Consider the following 16,520-nt stretch of genomic DNA (forward strand, 5'->3'; position numbering starts at 1 on the left):
GCTGCTGCGGCTGCCGGACACCCTGGCGCTCCTGCAGCCGCAGCCGCGGAGACCACTCCGGCACCAACGGCCCTGCTGGAGCGGACGTTCGGCCGAGCCCGAAGGAGTTGAGACACAGACATGGTGACCGCAGAACAGAACGAGTCCTACGACGTGATCGTGGTCGGTGGTGGCCCAACCGGCTCCGTCGCCGCCACCGACCTGGCCATTCGCGGGATCAGGACCCTGGTGCTCGAAAAGACGGACGGCTCCGTTCCCGATGCACGTGCCACGGCGACCAACGTGCGCACGATGGAGCTCATGCGCCGCTTCGGTATCGAGGAAGAGCTGCGCAACTGCGGGTGGCCGCGCGACCGTGCCCTGGACGTGGTCTACGGCCCGGGAGTGTACGAGCCCGAGATCGCACGGATCCCATGGCCGGCGATCGACGACACCCCTCCCTCCGAGTACAGCCCGACCTCCTACCAACGCTGCCCGCAGCGATGGCTGAACCCGATCCTGGCCCGAATGGCACAGCGGCAGCCACTGGTCGATTTCCGGTTCGAGTGGGAGGTCACTTGCTTCGAGCAGGACGGCACCGGGGTCACGGTCCAGGCCACGGACGAGAAGGGCGGGAACCGCACCTTCACGGCTCGTTACCTGCTTGCCTGCGACGGGGCCCGCAGCGGTGTGCGGAAGGCACTGGGCGTCGGCGCGGAGGTATGGAACGAACTGGGGTACTCGGTGGAGGCCCTCATTCGTAGCCCGCAACTGGCCGAGGCATACCCGGTGAAGACCGGTGGCCACTACACGCTCATCGAACAGGACGGCATGTCCGTGGCACTGTGGCCACTCGACGGCATCGACGTCTTCCGGGTGACCCTGATGGTGCACCGGCAGGGCGGGACCAGGGAGGACATCGCCGACGCCGTCCGCAGGCTCGGTGGCGATTGCGACGTACGGTTCGAGTTCCTCAGCGACGTCTTCCCGTGGACGAACAGGATCGGGGTGCGCGAACGCTTCCGCGACGGGCGCGTCTTCCTGGTCGGCGACGCGGCCCACAACATGCCCACGACCGGCGGGTTCGGGATGAACACGGGTCTGCTCGACGCGGTCGACCTCTCATGGAAGCTTGCGGCCGTCCTCCACGGGTGGGGGCACCCGGACTTGCTGGACACCTACGAACTCGAACGCAAGCCCAGCTCCGCGCAGACCGCTGCGCTGGCTGCTGAGGTCTACCGCGACTGGCAGGCGATGAAGGACCACATGAAGTCGCTCGCGGAGCGGCCACTGAAGGGGACGAGCCCGGAAGCGCTTGCCACGAGGCAGGAACTGGGGGAGCTCCTGCTGAAGGTGTTCAGCCGTGAGTTCAACGCGATCGGAGGCGCGCTGGGCTATCGGTACGAGAACTCGCCGATCTGCGTACCCGATGGCACCGACGCTCCGCCCTACGCGTTCGACACCTACAGCCCGACGGCCCGCCCCGGTCACCGTGCTCCGCACACCTGGTTGCCCGACGGTTCGTCCACCCTCGACCTCTTCGGCGACGGAATGACTCTCCTGTGTATCGGCCGGTCGGCAGCCGACGCCGACGGCCTCCTCGCTGCGGCGCGTGCGCGCGAAGTTCCGGTCAGGACCGTGGAGATCGACGAGCCCGAGGTGGCGGCCCTCTACGCCCGCGCCTTCGTTCTGGTCCGGCCTGACGGGATGGTGGCGTGGCGGAGTGACGAGCCGCCGGCCGATCCGGACCGTCTGATCGACAGGCTGCGAGGCGCCCGCCTGACGGTGGGCGGCCACAAGCCCACCGTGCTGTCACCGGCGTGAACGATGCTCGGGAGCATGGGAACCGCCCAGTTCGAATGGAGGCGCCACCAACCCCTGGGCGGTTCCGTCTTCCACCCAAAGACGCCGAAGATTCCTCGTCTTACCTCGCCGATGGCGGGTCGAGCGGACACTCGGCATGGATCATGCACGTCCGCCGGAATTTCCGCGACCACGAGAGGCTCCCGCAGCACAGCGAAGCCCACCTGGTCGCCTTCTTCGGCGGGCGCCTTGAGGCCGCGCAAGGTGGTTTTCCCTTTGGCGCGGAGATCGGCAATCCGGAAGGCCAGGATCTCCTCCTCCGCTCCGGTGTGCGCTCGATCGCCAGGCTGACCCCGGAGCGGCTCGTTCCGATCCGGGCGAACTGCCGCAGCCTGGTTCCGGTCCCCTCGGGCTCGAGCTCGAAGCGCCACGTGGCCAGGGGCTTCGCGGAGTCCAGGACCGGGGTTATCGCACCGGCCGTCCGGGTCCACGACCGCCCAGCCGAAATATCTGCTCGACGACCGGCGAAGTCTGCCGATGCCCTCGTTGTTCGGGGCGCCCTTGCGGGAGATCACCGGCAGCATGCGGCGCCTGCGAAGTTCGCCCCGATTGGGGTTGTTGTCGTATTCGTTGTCGCCGGGCAGGGTATCCCGGCGCTTACATGGCCGGGGCATCCTTCATCAAGCCGCACAAAGGAGACATCATGGACGTCGGTCTTGTGCTCATGAGCTATTACGGTTCATGGGATGACGCTGCCTATGCCGAGGAGCACGGCTTTGCGAGTGTGGGTTTCGTCGACTCCCCGCTTATCGCCGGTGACCCGTTCGTGGCCATGGCGCTGACCGCCGAGCGCACATCGACCCTTCGGATCGGGACGATGCTCGCCATTCCCAGCAACCGCATCGCCCCCGTCTGTGCCACCGCCATTGCGACCGTCAATCGGCTCGCCCCCGGCCGGGCCTTCCTCGGCCTCGGTACCGGCAACACGGGCCGCGCGATCCTGGGGTTGAAGTCGCTGCCCGTCAGTCGCCTCGCGGAGTACGTCGCCTCGTGCCGCGCTTTGCTCGACGGCGAGGAGGCCACCCACCGTGCGGGCGACACCCGGCGGTGGGTGCGGATGGGCCATGCCCCCGAGGGTCGTTACGTCGACCGCGACGGTGTCCCCATCTACGTGGCAGCCGACGGTCCACGGGCGCGCGGTGTGGCATACGAGCTCGGCAACGGATGGATCATGGGTCTCCAGGGCTGCAATGCCATGGTGAACGCGCAGGAGGTGCTCGGAGCGTCTCTGGCGACGGCGAGGGCAGCGGCGGCTGCGGCCGGCAAGGATCTGGACGACTTCTACACCATGTGTTCGCTGGGGCTGTGCGTCCTCGAGGAGGGCGAATCCCCGATGTCGCCACGCGCACTCGAACGGGTCGGCCCCCTCGCGATGCTGCCGTTCCACGCGTACGCCGACAATCCAGCCGTAGGCGCACACCTTCCTTCCCCGATACGCGACCGCCTGGACATCTACGAGCGCAAGGTGCTCGCCCGCCTCGACGTCCCCCGTGACCGGCTGTACCAGGAGACGCACCGGGGTCACCTCTCGCATCTGCTCCCTGGGGAGGAGGAGGTGCTGACCGAGGAGATCATCCGCATGACGACCCTGACGGGCACGGCACGCGAGATCGCCGACGTCCTTCGGGGGCTCGAGACGGCAGGGCTTCGGAACGTCACGCTCAACCCGCCGCCGCACCTGGCGCGTGAGGCCATCAGGGAGTACGCGGAGAAGATTGCGCCGCTGATCGACGTGGGCGGCCGAGCTTAGCCGTCGGCCGGCCAGGAGGATTGGTTCGCTCGACGAACCGGCGGTGCCGGGCCAGTCTCTCCGAGGACTCGATTCCCTTGCGTGCGAGTGGACTTCAGCTTGGGTTAGTACGTGTAGGGGCCCATGGGGTCCGATCCGACGCTCTCCAGCGCATGCGTGCGCTGGGTGCCGATGTGGTTGCTGACGCAGGCGCCGCCGACGCAGTACAGGTGCCACCTGCCGTTGAAGGAATGCAGGTCCCGCGCCCAGAAGTTGCAGCCCCGCGAGGTGTCGGTGTCTTTCCATGCCTGCACGCCGGGCGCGGTGGCGAGCCCGGCGAGCGTGGGCGACTTGCGCGTGGTCAGCACGTCCGACCAGGACGTGGCGTCATGTAGGAGTTGCCGTTGTCGAACTCGAGCCAGGGACGGCGCGGGTGCGAGGCACCGCAGACCCCTTCCGGACACGTTTGGTGCCAAAGACTTTCGCCACGTCGACGTGGGGCGGTGGTGCCGTTCGTGCGCGGTCCTGAGCCGAGCGCGTAGTCCACCGCTGTCACGGGACCGGCTTCGGGGCCGGGGTTCCCGATCGGGCAGCCACCAGGCCGGTTTTCACGGTGCGCAACAGCGTGAGCGTTGTCTCCAGCTCACGGGTGTCGCCACCGGCGGCCGTCGAGACGGCTCCGGCCCATTCCTGGCGGACAAGAAGGTAGTTCGCCTCGCCGCGCTCGGTCATATGGACAGTCACCCCGCGGCGGTCGTCCGGGGTGATGCGTCGCTCGATGAGCCCTTTGGCTTCAAGTCCGCGCAGAGTGTTGGAGAGGTTGTTCCGACGCAGCCCGGTGGCGGCAGCGATCCGGGTGGGCGTGGCAGCCGGATCAATATGCAGGTGACGCACCACCGCGCCCTCAGATGGCGTCAGCACGATGGCGCGCTCGTCGGTGTAGCCGCGGAACTGGATCTCCCTGGCGATGATCAGCGCCAGATCCGCCAGCTCGGCCCAGCGTGCATCCATACCTGAGCCGCCTTCGTCGTCCGCTTCCTTGTACATCACGCCCTCCAGGATAGGCCGCTGCAAGGAAAAAAATCATGGATCCATAGTAGCCATTGACTCATGTTAATCATCGGTGCATGTTAGTCATTGACTCATGTGTAATCACCTCGAGTCACAGCACCTAGGAGAGAGCTGTCATGGGAACCTCCCTTTCCGCCCGGCAGGCTGCTGCCGCTCAGGCATCCGCGCGTGACGTGGCGCAGGCAGGCGGGCTGCACCCGGTCGGGGTGTACATACTGCTGGCGGGCGCATTCCTGCCGATCATGGACTTCTTCATCACCAACGTCGCATTGCCCAGCATCGACGCCTCCCTGAACGCCTCGGCCTCGTCGCTGGAGCTGGTGATCGCCGGGTACGGCGTGGCCTACGCCGCGCTGCTGGTCCTGGGCGGCCGACTCGGTGACCGCTACGGCCGGCGCCGGATGTTCCTGGGCGCCCTGGTGTGCTTCGTCGTCGCCTCCCTCGCGTGCGGCATCGCCCCGACCGCGGGCGTGCTGATCGCGGCCCGCATCGTGCAGGGCGCCACTGCCGCGCTGCTCGTCCCGCAGGTCCTTGCAACCTTCCAGCACACCCTGGAAGGGGAGCGCAAGGCGCGCGCGGTCGCGCTGTACGGGGCGACCTCCGGTATCGCCGCCGTGGTCGGGCAGTTGGTGGGCGGCCTGCTGGTCTCCGCCGACGTCGCCGGCGCCTCGTGGCGGCCGATCTTCCTGGTCAACGTGCCCATCGGTGTGGTGGTGCTGCTGGCAGCGGCGCGGATCGTGCCCGAAACCCGCTCCGCTCGCCCTGTCGGTATCGATCTGCCCGGCACCGTGCTGTTCGCCGCCACCCTCACCGCCCTGCTCGTTCCGCTGACGGAGGGCCACTCCCTGGGCTGGCCGTGGTGGTCCTGGCTGCTGATCGCTCTCGCCGTCGTCCTCGCCGCTGCCACCTACCGTGTGGAGAAGCGTGCCGAGCAGCGTGGCGAGGTTCCGCTGCTGCCGCCGTCTCTGCTGCGTCTGCCGTCCATGTCACGGGGGCTGGCGATGCTCTGCCTTTTCAGCATCGGCTTCGGCGCGTTCATGTTCGTCTTCGCTCTGACCGTGCAGAACGGCCTGCACGCCGACGCGCTGCACGGCGGCCTGGCGATCCTGCCGATGGCCCTGCTGTTCTTCGTCGGCTCGCTCTGTGCTCCCCGCTTGATCAGCCGCTTCGGCCGGGCCGCCCTCTCCGTCGGCGCCGTGGTCCAACTCGTCGGTCTCGCCGCCCTGGTGGCGGTCCTCGTCGAGATGTGGCCGCACGTGGGCCTGTGGGACATGGCCCTACCGCTCGCCCTGTCCGGCGCCGGGGGCTCGCTGCTCTTCGCCGGGCTGTTCCGCAGTGTGCTGTCCGACGTCCCCGCCCATCTGGCCGGCATCGGCAGCGGCGTGCTCATCACGCTGCAGCAAAGCGGCCTCGCCTTGGGAGTGGCCACCCTCGGCACTCTCTACATCAGCCGGGAGCCGCACGGCGTCGCGCACGCCTTCGCCACCGTCGAGTACGTGCACATGGGCATCATCGTCCTCCTCGCCGTCGGTGCCGCGGCCATGCCCCGCTTCACCCGGGCCTCCGCCGCCGCGCCCGTTGTCGAAGGCTGATGATCGGCGATGAGCCTTCTGGATCTGTCCCGGTGGCAGTTCGCCATCACCGTCATGTTCCACATGACCTTCCCGTCGATCACCGTCGGACTCGCGATCTTCCTGTCGGTCGTCTACGGCCTGTACTGGCGCACCGGCAGGCCGGTCTACCTGCAGATGTTCCGGTTCTGGCGGCGCATTTTCGCAGTGGGCTTCGCGATCGGCGTGGTCGCCGGAGCCGTCATCACCTTCCAAATGGGTCTCAACTGGGGCGTGTACGGCGCGAAGACGGGCCCGATCATCGGCCCGATCATCGGCATGGAGGTCGTCACCGCCTTCTTCGTCGAGGCGGGCTTCATCGGCGTCCTGCTCTACGGTGAGGGCCGCGTCCGCAAGGGCACCATGTTCCTGTCCACCGTCATGGTGTCGCTCGGCACCATCCTGTCGTCCACGTGGATCATCGCAGCGAACTCATGGATGCAGACGCCTGCCGGATTCAAGGTCGTCCATGGCCGGTTCGAGCCCACGGACTGGATGCGCGTCATCTTCAACCCGTCGTTCGTCTGGCGCTGGCCGCACATGGTGGTCGCCGTACTGATATCCGCCGGGTTCTTTGTCGCCGGAATCTCGGCCTACTACCTCGTCAAGGGGCGTGCGAAGGGCTTCGCCCGCCGCTCGATGTCCATCGCCCTCGGTATCGCCGCGCTGCTGATGCCCGTACAGCTCTACCTCGGTGACAACGTCGCCGGTCACGAACTGCCATACCAGCTCTCCAAGCTGGAGGCGATGGAAGGAAATTGGGACAACGGCAACACCGGCTTCGTCCTGTTCGCCGTTCCGGACCAGCAAGCCGCGCGGAACATCGCCCAGCTCGACATTCCCTGCCTCGGCAGTGCCAACGCCAAGGACCTCACCTGCAAGACGGCCACGCCCGGCCTGAAGCTCACTCCGGCAGCAGACCGGCCGGACATGGCCGCGACGTTCTGGGGCTTCCGCGTCATGTGGCTCGCGGCCCTGCTGATGTTCGGCACGGCGTTCGCCGCCACGATCCTGCGCATGCGCAACCGCCTGTGGACCGCGCGCCGCTTCCACCACTTCGTCCTGTGGACAACGCCGGTGGGCATCCTCGCCATCCTCGGCGGCTGGGTCCTCGCCGAAGCGGGACGGCAGCCCTGGATCGTCTTCGGGCAACTCCGCACCTCGGACGCGGTGTCGAAGCTGGCACCCGGCGAGGTCCTGTTCTCGGTGATCGGATTCTCGGTGCTCTACCTCGTGATGCTCGTCGCCTACATCGCCTACATCCTGCGCACCATGCGCATCGGCCCGGAGCGGGACGATGCCCGGCACCAACCCCCGCCCGACGCGCCGGACACGACCGCCTCGGCACTGCCCGGGAGCTCTGCCGTGCACCGGCTGACCGAGCCGACCGGCACGGCGGAGGTGGCGGCCCGATGATCACCACCCTGTGGCTTGCCACGGTGCTGCTCTGCCTGCTGATGTACGTCGTCCTGGACGGCTACGACCTCGGCGTCGGTGTGGCCACCCTGTTCGAACGCGACGCCACCCATCGACGGCACCTGCTGGAATCGGTCGTTCACGTCTGGGACGGCAACGAGACCTGGCTCATCCTGCTCGGCGTGGCCTTGTGGGCCGGATTCCCCCAGGCGTTCGGCACGATACTGCCGCACGCCTACCTGCCCATGACCGTCGTACTGTTCTCGCTCGTCGTGCGGGGCGTCAGCGTCGAAATGGTCTCCCAGGACCCGCCGGGACACCGCTGGACCACCGCCTTCGGCGTGGCCTCGCTGCTGGCCGCGTTCGCGCAGGGCTTCACCCTGGGCACGCTGACGTCCACCCTGCACCTGCACGACGGCGCCTTCACCGGAACGGCATTCGGCGCCTTCAGCTGGTTCGCCGTGCTGACCGGCGTCACCGTCACCGCCGCGTACACCGCACTGGGCTACGCCCACACCAAGCACAAGTGCTCCGGGCAGCTGCGCGCGTCGGCGGCACGGCGCGGCGCTGTGGTCACGGCGGTGACCGCGGTGTTGTCGACGGTGGTGTTCTTCGCCGTCGACCACACAGCGGCACCGCTGAACCTGACCACCCCAGCACGCGCTTTCGCCTTCGGTGGCCTCCTGCTGTTCGCCGCCGCGGGAGTGGTCACCTCGCTGGTCACGTTCCGGTGGAAGCGGCAGACCGACGCTGCGGACACGCTGCCCTTCGGCGGGCTGGTCGCCGCGGTCGTGGCGGGGTTCCTCGCCCTCGTCGTGGCACGTTATCCGCTGCTCATGCCGCCGGATCTCACCGTCAACAGCGCGGTCGGCCCGCACAGCGCCATGGTCTTCGTGCTCGTCGGCATCGGACTGAACATGCCGCTGGTACTGGCCTACAACGTGTTCGCCCACCGGGCCTTCGCCGGCAGGTTCAATACCGAATCGAGGGCGGACGGCCCAGTCTCATTCACAGGAGCCCAGTCATGAGCCCTCGCAGCGCCGACCACGCAGCCGCCGAGCGCCAGTCCGTCCTGCCGTCACCAGTTCGTCTCGCGTCGCGCCTGCTCGCCTCAGTCGGCTGGACCGTGCTCGGGCTGATCGCCTGGTTCATTTCCGTAGGGACGCTGGGCGGCTACCCGCAGGTTCACTCGGCTCTCCTTACCACCCTCGGCATGATCGCCATCGCGCTGACCGGAGGCATCACCTGGATTGTTGACGAGCGGCGGCCTCATGACGACGAATGAGACCGCCGACCCGGCCGGAACGCGTGGCCCCGGCGCCCCGGCCGGGCGGCCGGCCGAGGCCCGGCTCGCCGCGTACGCCGCTCCCGCACGGCGCTGGTTCGACCTGGCCGGTGCTGCGATGACGGTCGAGACGTTGTTCACGGTTGGCCGCTGGGGCGCCCTGGCGTGGACCGCCGAAGGCGTGATGCGGCGCAGCGCGGCTCAGGAGACGCAGGGCGTGCTCGTCTTCGCCGCCGCGAGCGCGTTGGCGCTGACGGGCGGCTGGGCAGCGGGCGAGTTCCGCCGGCGGGGCGCCCGTGAGGTGGCCCGTCACCTGAGGCGGTGGATCGCCGGGGCGCTGCTGCCGACGACCCGGCGCATCAGCGAAATCGGCCCTGCCGAAGCCGCCTTGGGGATGGTCGACCTGGTGGACGACGTCGCCGACTATCACGCCGAGATCGCGCCGCTGCGCCGGTCGGCCCCGGTGTCCATGCTCGCCGTTCTGGCGATCATCGCCGTGCTGCACTGGCCGGCGGCGATCGTGCTCGTCCTGACCAGCGCTCTCATCCCGCTCAACATGCGGTTGGCGGGGCTGTTCGCCCAGCACGGCGCGGACCGGCAGTGGGCTGCGACGCAGCGACTCAACGCCGTGGTCCTCGACAGCTTCCGTGGCATGGGGACCCTGCGTGAACTCGGCGCGGTGGACCGGCGCGGTCGAACCCTGGCCGGGGCGGCCGAGCGTCTGAACAGGGCGACGATGAGTGTGCTGCGCCGCGCGTTCCTGTCCGGGATGATCATTGATGTGGTCGTCACGTTCTCCATTGCGGTGAACGCGACCTACATCGGCATGTCACTGCTCGGCTACGTCCGTGTGCCGGGCGCCCCCGGACTCAGCCTGTTCAGCGGCCTGCTGGTGCTGCTGCTGTGCCCGATGTACTTCGCCCCTTTGCGTACCCTGGCCTCCGCCTTCCACCAGCGGGAACGCGCCGCCGTCGCAGCCGGCGCCATCGGAGACATCGTCGAGCACACCCCCGCCGCAGTCGGCACCATCGTCGAACACACACCCACCGCAGCCACCAGGGCAGTGCTGCCCCGCCTCAGTGCACCGGTAGGGGTGTCGCTCCACGCGGTCCGGTTCCGTTACCCGGGGGCCGGCCACGACACCGTTACTGCGGACGTCGCAGTGGCGCCCGGACGCTGGACCGCGATAACCGGCGCCTCCGGTGCCGGCAAGAGCACGCTGTTGTCACTGATCGTCGGCATGCGGCGGCCGTCGTCCGGAGAGGTCCGGTGGCAGACCACCTTGCCGCAGCCCGCCCCGGGTCTGCCCGCCCCTTCGGTGCGGCAGGCTCCGGCACCGGGTGAATCCGCGTGGATCGGTCAGCGGACCGTGTTGCTCGACGCGACGGTCCTCGACAACATCCGCCTCGGCCGACAGGACGCCACCAAGCAACAGATCCAGCAGGCGGTGGACGCAGCAGGGCTGCGTCCCGTGATCGAGCGTCTCCCGGCCGGGCTCGACTCCCGGCTCGGCGAGGGCGGCTGGGGCATGTCGACCGGAGAGGCCCGGCGGATCGCCATCGCCCGCGCCTTCCTGCGCGGAGCCCGGCTCTGGGTCCTCGACGAGCCGACGGCTCACCTCGACGCCGACAGCGAACGTGACGTCATCGAGGCCCTGCGGCTAGCCACCCAAGGGTGCACGGTCGTCGTCGCCACCCATTCCTTCGCTCTGGCCGCCGTGGCCGACACCGTGCTCGTCATGGACAACGGCCGCCTGCAGTACGCGAATCCGGTGAGCGCTCCATGAGCACAGACCCCTTCCCGTTTTCCTCCCCGGGGAGCCCGCCCGGGCGAGCGCGTGCCCTGGTGGTCCTCGGTCTTGGACTCGCCGTCGTGGCCGAACTGTCCTCCGCCGCACTGCTCGGCCTGTCCGGCTGGTTCATCACCGCGTGTGCCGTCGCCGGCGCGGCCACCTACAGCTCCTTCTCCTACATCGCTCCCAGCGGCGGTGTGCGGGCCTTCGCCCTCGCCCGCATCGGCGGCAACTACGGCAAGCGCCTGGTGCTGCACGCAGCCGCCCTGAGGCGCGTTGCCACCGCCCGGGCCGACCTCTTCCACAGGGCCGCCACCACCGAACGGGGCGGACTGGACGGCGTATGGTCCGGTGACCTGCTCGACCGCAGCATGGCCGACGCCGACACCGCCGGAATGGCACTGATCCAGTCCACCGCACCCGTCGTCGTGACCGTCGCGACGGCTGTCACCGGCGTCCTCGCCGTCGCGCTGACCACGTCCCCCGCCCCGGCGGCGGTGCTCACGGCCGGACTCCTGGTCATCGCGCTGACGGCGCGCATGCGCACGACCGACGCCGAGCACACGGCAGAGCAGCGGACCCGCAAAACACTGCGCGCGGAAACCGTCACAGCCACCGAGGCGTGGACGGAGATGGCATCGCTCGGCGCCGCCGAGCACCTCGCGGCGCGCACGACGACGGCGTTCTCGAGGCTCGATGCCGCACGTGACGCGGTCGACCGAGGCCGACTGCGCGCGGGGCTGATCAGCGGGCTGACAGGCGTGACCACCGTGGCGGCCACGCTCGTCTGCGGAGCCGGCACCGACCCCGCCACGTTCGTCTTCGTCGCCCTGATGGCGGTCGGCGTGGTCGCACAGGCCGAACAACTGGGGGCCGCGGCCGATGCCCGAACCGCGGCGGCGGCAGCCCGCCTCCGCCTCACCGTGCGCGCGCCCTCGCCCACCGCGGACGAGGGAACCCTTCCGGCTATGCGGTCCTGGGCGACCGAGCACGGCATCGGCTTCGGCGAATACGTTCTCCCGCCGACGGCCCTGCGGCCAGGCCAGGTCATCGGCGCCGACGTCGCCCGCAACGGAATCCTCGTGGTCACAGGCCGTTCCGGCAGCGGCAAGACCACCCTGCTGCGCGCCCTCGCCTCGTCCCTGCGCCAATCCCTCGACACCACCGACAACCGGCCCGCCGTTACCGCCGTCGCGGCCGACGACTACCTCTTCACGGGGACACTCGGGTCGAACTGGCGGCTGGCCGACCCAACGATGACCGACGAGGACATCGACACCCGCCTCGCCGGACTATGGCTGGACGCCGGCGGACTGACCGCCGAAACCCGCGTCGGACCCGGCGGAAGAGAACTCTCGGGCGGTGAACTCCGCCGGGTCTGCCTGGGCCGTGCCCTGGCCACCCGGCCTCACGTACTGATCGTCGACGAGCCCACCACCGGCTTGGACGACCGAACCGCCCGACACGTACTCCGCATCCTCGCGGACTTGCCCGACACCACCGTCGTCCTCGCGCTGCACGAAGTACCGGCATGTCTCGCGCTACTAGGACACGAGTCCGAACTGTCGCTTGACCAGAGGGAACCGTGAATCCACCCCGGCGTTGACGTCCGAGCGCGAAGCCACGCAGCCGAACCGCCACCGACGCATCTGACAACGGCCTCACCGCGCACAACTGCTACGCCCACCACGACCCGACCACCCCATCGCCGACCTCTCACGCCAACGGATCAAGCGCCGACCGATCCTCGAAGGCCTTGTCAACGAGTACGAGCGAGCGGCGTAGAGACACAGGTCAGCACAGGTGGCTTTGTTCTGGAACCCCACACGTCCGGGGCCAAGATCCGGACCATACGCGGGCCAGCGACCCGCCGCCCGTCCCGACATCCGCTGTTCCCGCTGGTCAATGATGTGCAAGTCCTGTACCACCAGCAGACGAAGAATCTGCTGGTGCACACCTCGGTGCATCACAGCGCAACCGAGCGCAGGTGTGTCAATTTAACGGCCCTGTCTCACTTCCGGTGGTGACGCAGAGTCGTGAGGGCTCGTTGACATCCTCGTGAAGGATGTCAACGAGCTTGTACAGACGGTGTTTTCAGGGCTTTCTCCGCTGGTCATCGAGGATGTGCTCGACGAGGGCGAGCGGATCGTCGTGCGGGCGCGGACTCCGCAGGACACCGCGGTCTGCCCGGTGTGCGGGGCATCGTGGGGACGCGTGCACGGCTATCACTGGCGAACGGTGGCCGACGTACCAGTCGACGGCCGGCGGGTGGTGGTCCGCGTACGGGTGCGGCGCCTGGTGTGTCCCACGCGCGGCTGCCGACACACCTCCCGCGAGCAGGTGCCCGGAGTCCTGGAGCGATACCAGCGCCGCACAGCCCGTCTGGCCAGCCAAGTCAAGGCTGTGGTCAAGGAGTTAGCAGGCCGGGCGGGAGCACGTTTGCTGGCGATACCCTCGGTGGGCCTGTCACGTCACACAGCCCTGCGCACCCTGTTGCGCATCCCGTTGCCCACCGGGCGGGTGCCCCGCGTGATCGGCGTCGATGACTTCGCTCAGCGCCGGCGGCACCGCTACGCCACCGTGATCATCGACGCCGAGACCCATGAGCGGATCGACGTGCTGCCCGATCGCACCGCCGACACCCTCGAGACCTGGCTGCGCAGCGTGCGGAACTGGAGCAGGAGGCCCTTGCCGCCATCGCCACCGCACTACACGAAGTCGATGCGAACACTGGCGACGTGGGCCGAGAGCTGTTCTCGGCGGCCGACCGAGCGGTGCACCGGCTGGTGTACGCCGCGCGTCGCCAGGCCACCCGGGAGACCGGACCGGTGGCCGCGCACCTGGGGCTGCCTAGCCCCGCCGTGTCAGAGCCCGGGTGCCAGGACGTGGCCGAGGTGGCCGGCGAGGACGGGGACATGGATGAGTATTCGGTGCTGGCTCGCGCGGTGCAGGCCCATGTCGTGGACGTCGCCGAGGCGCGTCTGAACGCCCGTACGCGCCTCGGCGGGGAGCCGATGCTACGCCTGCCGGCGAGCGGGGAGTGAGTCGTCAGCTCTACGGCCACCGCGCCGCTGCCGAGCAGCACCTGGCCGCCCATCTGCAGGGCCGGTTGCACGAGTAGTGAGATGACCGGCACGGATGCGTTCGGGCGACGGTTGTCAATGTCCGGGCCGAAAGTCTCTATTACCGGTGAGCAGCCGCAGCCGGATGCGCGCCACGCACCCTGCTGCGCTTGCCCGGCAAGAGTGGCTGCTGGGTGGGGTAAGCACATCCGTCTCGTGCTGACGCCCGAGCCTTATCCCGCCACTGCTCCGTAAGGATGTCGGCCCCCGGGGCCGAGGGATCCGTGCTCACCCCGTCTCGCGCATTGCACCTCGCGGCCGCGTACCGCCTTTTTCTCTCTCTTCGTTCCTCTTCCTTTCCCCTGCCCTGCTTTCCTCGCTGGAGGTCGTCCGCCATGCTCACGAGACTCCGTACGGATGCGGGGGCCGTCAGTCGACCTGGCGGGCCGCTGGACAGCCCGGATCGGCTTCGGGCCAGAGGGTCCGGAGGCATGAGAGACACCTGCCTCAACCAATTTCCCGAGCGGCGCCCATTCCATTACGCCGCCGCGCCGAGGCGTGACCCCAACCGTCGCGACCGAATCCGTGACTCACGTCGGCATCCGGCTGATACTGGATGTGCCGGGAAGATCTTCAGTCCACACCAAGAGCCGCTCGCCGACACCTGACGGGGCGTCAGGAAAGTCAGCAAGAGGTCAGCATCTGTACCGCCAGGAGCCGCGCCGGGCCGCCACGAAGCGCCAAGATCAACAACTCGCCATACCAGCTCTGACCTGGGAAAAACCAGGTGACAGCCACTGCTGCTAAGGCCTGTAGGAGGTACCGATGAAGATGCTGATCAACATGCCCCAGTCCGGTGAAAATGCGCTGCCTCGAACCGAGGACCACTCGATGCGCAATCTTCAATGCGCCGCGAGAGTGCGCGCTCCGTCAACGGGAGCTCAGTCGCCAGTAACTACTTACGCCGCCAGCGCGATGTCACTACTCGACACGGGAGCAGCTTCTGCGATGGCAAGTACAGGGTACGCGTAGCTGACCACGACACCCGACCGAGTGGTCAAGATCTTTCGTTGCATCCGCGCCTCCAACTGTGCCCCGACCCCAGTCGCTGGGCCATACATGGCAGTTCGGGCCGTCTCAAAGCACTGCCAGGATGACGAAGCGAAACAAAACATCCCAGCATCCGGTGCCTCTGCAAGCCGGAAGCGCAGCTTGACATCCGGCTTGGGGCCGTTTTCTGACCGCGCTGCCACCTTCAGATGGGTGAGCGATCCTGGACAACCGCACGGAGCCCCGGAACGGGCCATCGGTTCCAAGAGAGTGCCCCCATCACAAATATGGACAGGGTCACCCTCATCTCCAACGATCAGGCGACTCATCACGTAGCCCCCACGGTCCAAGCGAATGGGGATGATGTCAGTTCCCAACAGCAACTCATGACTTCCCACCGAGGCGCCGCGGTGCCGCTCTTCCCCCTCAAAAAGGCGAGCCACCACCTCGGCGACACCATTGTCGTCCGTCGTGAGGAGCCACCTGGACAACGGCAAGGAAGGCGCAGCCGGGTCTGTGGCCCAGAGTTGACCAACGACTTCGTCTATCCAAGGCCTTTCAGCCACGCCATCCTCCTCGCGTTCAGGTACCACTACCTCAAGTTTCGTACGCTCGTACCTGTTTGGCCGTGCCCGAATTCTGGTGTAGAGCCATGAGTACGGGTGGTTGCGTCCTGGGAAGTGGTGTACGGGTTGGACCTGATCCGGGGGTTTGCTCCGGCTTCTGGCTGATGCCCGCATAGATGAACGGCCACCGGCTGATCTTCGAGATGTCGAGTCACGAAGGAGATCAGCACGATGACCGCACCCGACAGTGTGCCCCTGCACGCCCTCGCGGAAGACAACCTCGCCTCGGCGAGTCCGGATCTGCTGCGCGCGATGGTCAAGACGTTCGCCGACGCGCTGATGTCCGCGGAGGCCGATGCCCTCTGCGGCGCTGAGTACGGGCAGGTCAGCGACGAGAGAGTCAATCACCGCAACGGCTACCGCTCGCGCGAGTGGGACACGAGGGCCGGCACCGTCGAACTGGCCATCCCCAAGCTGCGGCAGGGCAGTTACTTCCCGCACTGGCTCCTCGAACGCCGACGCCGGGCCGAACAGGCCCTCATCAGCGTGGTCGCCACCGCCTACCTGCTGGGCGTCTCCACCCGCCGGGTCGAGAAGCTCGCCGAGTCCCTCGGCGTGACCCAACTGTCGAAGTCCCAGGTCTCGGCGATGGCTCGGCACCTGGACGAGCAGGTCGCAGCGTTCCGCAACCGCCCCCTCGACGCCGGTCCCTATGCGTTCGTCTGGGTGGATGCGCTGACCCAGAAGGTCCGCGAGGGCGGCCGGATCATCAACGTCCACGCGCTGATCGCGGTTGGCGTGAACGCCGACGGCCACCGCGAGATCCTCGGCATTGACGTGGCCACCGCCGAGGACGGCGCCGGCTGGCTAGCCTTCTTGCGCTCACTCATCGCCCGCGGCCTGTCCGGCGTCCAGCTGGTCATCTCCGACGCCCACGCCGGCCTGGTCGACGCGATCGGAGCGGTCCTGCCCGGCGCCTCCTGGCAGCGATGCCGCACCCACTGAAGCCGTAAGGAATCAACTTGTCGGTGTGTCGGTTTCTTCATCCGCGGCGGCGAGGAGTTCGGTGGCGGTGCGGTAGCGGGTGGTGGCCGGAG

The 16,520-nt window shown here is 68.2% G+C and carries 11 protein-coding genes and 2 pseudogenes; 11 read left to right on the forward strand and 2 right to left on the reverse strand.

Annotated elements, in window-relative coordinates; all coding sequences use genetic code 11:
• The first annotated feature begins 120 nt into the window (after positions 1-120).
• Together ABT009_RS44815 and ABT009_RS44820 are read left to right on the forward strand one after the other, a co-directional pair.
• The gene (locus ABT009_RS44815) at positions 121-1,803 is read left to right on the forward strand and encodes an FAD-dependent monooxygenase (protein ID WP_351308348.1); all 1,683 of its coding nucleotides are present in this window, start codon (positions 121-123) and stop codon (positions 1,801-1,803) included.
• A gap of 682 nt (positions 1,804-2,485) precedes the next feature.
• A complete protein-coding gene (locus tag ABT009_RS44820; RefSeq protein ID WP_351308351.1) occupies positions 2,486-3,592 on the forward strand; it encodes an LLM class flavin-dependent oxidoreductase in 1,107 nt (368 codons plus the stop codon).
• A 104-nt stretch (positions 3,593-3,696) separates the two neighbouring features.
• On the opposite strand, the gene ABT009_RS44825 is transcribed toward ABT009_RS44820, so the two are convergent.
• Positions 3,697-4,035, reverse strand: coding sequence for a family 43 glycosylhydrolase (locus ABT009_RS44825; RefSeq protein WP_351308354.1), 339 nt, complete (start codon positions 4,033-4,035; stop codon positions 3,697-3,699).
• Between the two features lie 88 nt (positions 4,036-4,123).
• On the reverse strand, positions 4,124-4,618 hold the full coding sequence (locus ABT009_RS44830) for a MarR family winged helix-turn-helix transcriptional regulator (RefSeq protein WP_351308377.1): 495 nt from the start codon (positions 4,616-4,618) through the stop codon (positions 4,124-4,126).
• A gap of 140 nt (positions 4,619-4,758) precedes the next feature.
• Between ABT009_RS44830 and ABT009_RS44835 the strand changes: the two genes are divergently transcribed.
• The 9 genes and pseudogenes from ABT009_RS44835 to ABT009_RS44875 all read left to right on the forward strand — a co-directional run.
• Positions 4,759-6,234, forward strand: coding sequence for an MFS transporter (locus ABT009_RS44835; protein WP_351308357.1), 1,476 nt, complete (start codon positions 4,759-4,761; stop codon positions 6,232-6,234).
• Between the two features lie 9 nt (positions 6,235-6,243).
• Positions 6,244-7,668 (forward strand): cytochrome ubiquinol oxidase subunit I, encoded by a 1,425-nt coding sequence (locus ABT009_RS44840; protein WP_351308360.1) that lies wholly within the window; start codon positions 6,244-6,246, stop codon positions 7,666-7,668.
• Positions 7,665-8,696 (forward strand): cytochrome d ubiquinol oxidase subunit II, encoded by a 1,032-nt coding sequence (locus ABT009_RS44845; protein WP_351308363.1) that lies wholly within the window; start codon positions 7,665-7,667, stop codon positions 8,694-8,696. Before ABT009_RS44840 ends, ABT009_RS44845 begins: the two co-directional genes overlap by 4 nt.
• Entirely contained in the window at positions 8,693-8,953 is a 261-nt protein-coding gene (locus tag ABT009_RS44850) for a hypothetical protein (protein ID WP_351308366.1), read from the forward strand. The genes ABT009_RS44845 and ABT009_RS44850 overlap by 4 nt, the downstream gene beginning before the upstream one ends.
• Complete coding sequence (locus tag ABT009_RS44855) at positions 8,940-10,739, forward strand: ABC transporter ATP-binding protein/permease (protein ID WP_351308369.1); 1,800 nt, start codon at positions 8,940-8,942, stop codon at positions 10,737-10,739. The genes ABT009_RS44850 and ABT009_RS44855 overlap by 14 nt, the downstream gene beginning before the upstream one ends.
• On the forward strand, positions 10,736-12,334 hold the full coding sequence (locus ABT009_RS44860; RefSeq protein WP_351308372.1) for an ATP-binding cassette domain-containing protein: 1,599 nt from the start codon (positions 10,736-10,738) through the stop codon (positions 12,332-12,334). The genes ABT009_RS44855 and ABT009_RS44860 overlap by 4 nt, the downstream gene beginning before the upstream one ends.
• Before the next feature lie 469 nt (positions 12,335-12,803).
• Positions 12,804-13,406: pseudogene (locus tag ABT009_RS44865) on the forward strand (transposase family protein); the annotation flags it as partial.
• A 77-nt stretch (positions 13,407-13,483) separates the two neighbouring features.
• Positions 13,484-13,789: a hypothetical protein gene (locus tag ABT009_RS44870; RefSeq protein WP_351308374.1), complete on the forward strand. Its 306-nt coding sequence runs from the start codon at positions 13,484-13,486 to the stop codon at positions 13,787-13,789.
• A gap of 1,865 nt (positions 13,790-15,654) precedes the next feature.
• Positions 15,655-16,425 (forward strand): annotated as a pseudogene (locus tag ABT009_RS44875) (IS256 family transposase); the annotation flags it as partial.
• Positions 16,426-16,520 lie beyond the last annotated feature (95 nt).

The sequence above is a fragment of the Streptomyces sp. NPDC002896 genome (assembly GCF_040295225.1).
Lineage (GTDB): Bacteria > Actinomycetota > Actinomycetes > Streptomycetales > Streptomycetaceae > Streptomyces.

Bases quoted from the DNA above. Each gene is read 5' to 3' on its own strand.
- ABT009_RS44845 (WP_351308363.1), top strand. From the start codon at position 7,665: ATGATCACCACCCTGTGGCTTGCCACGGTGCTGCTCTGCCTGCTGATG.
- ABT009_RS44840 (WP_351308360.1), top strand. From the start codon at position 6,244: ATGAGCCTTCTGGATCTGTCCCGGTGGCAGTTCGCCATCACCGTCATG.
- ABT009_RS44830 (WP_351308377.1), bottom strand. From the start codon at position 4,618: ATGTACAAGGAAGCGGACGACGAAGGCGGCTCAGGTATGGATGCACGC.
- ABT009_RS44860 (WP_351308372.1), top strand. From the start codon at position 10,736: ATGAGCACAGACCCCTTCCCGTTTTCCTCCCCGGGGAGCCCGCCCGGG.
- ABT009_RS44820 (WP_351308351.1), top strand. From the start codon at position 2,486: ATGGACGTCGGTCTTGTGCTCATGAGCTATTACGGTTCATGGGATGAC.
- ABT009_RS44855 (WP_351308369.1), top strand. From the start codon at position 8,940: ATGACGACGAATGAGACCGCCGACCCGGCCGGAACGCGTGGCCCCGGC.
- ABT009_RS44815 (WP_351308348.1), top strand. From the start codon at position 121: ATGGTGACCGCAGAACAGAACGAGTCCTACGACGTGATCGTGGTCGGT.
- ABT009_RS44850 (WP_351308366.1), top strand. From the start codon at position 8,693: ATGAGCCCTCGCAGCGCCGACCACGCAGCCGCCGAGCGCCAGTCCGTC.
- ABT009_RS44835 (WP_351308357.1), top strand. From the start codon at position 4,759: ATGGGAACCTCCCTTTCCGCCCGGCAGGCTGCTGCCGCTCAGGCATCC.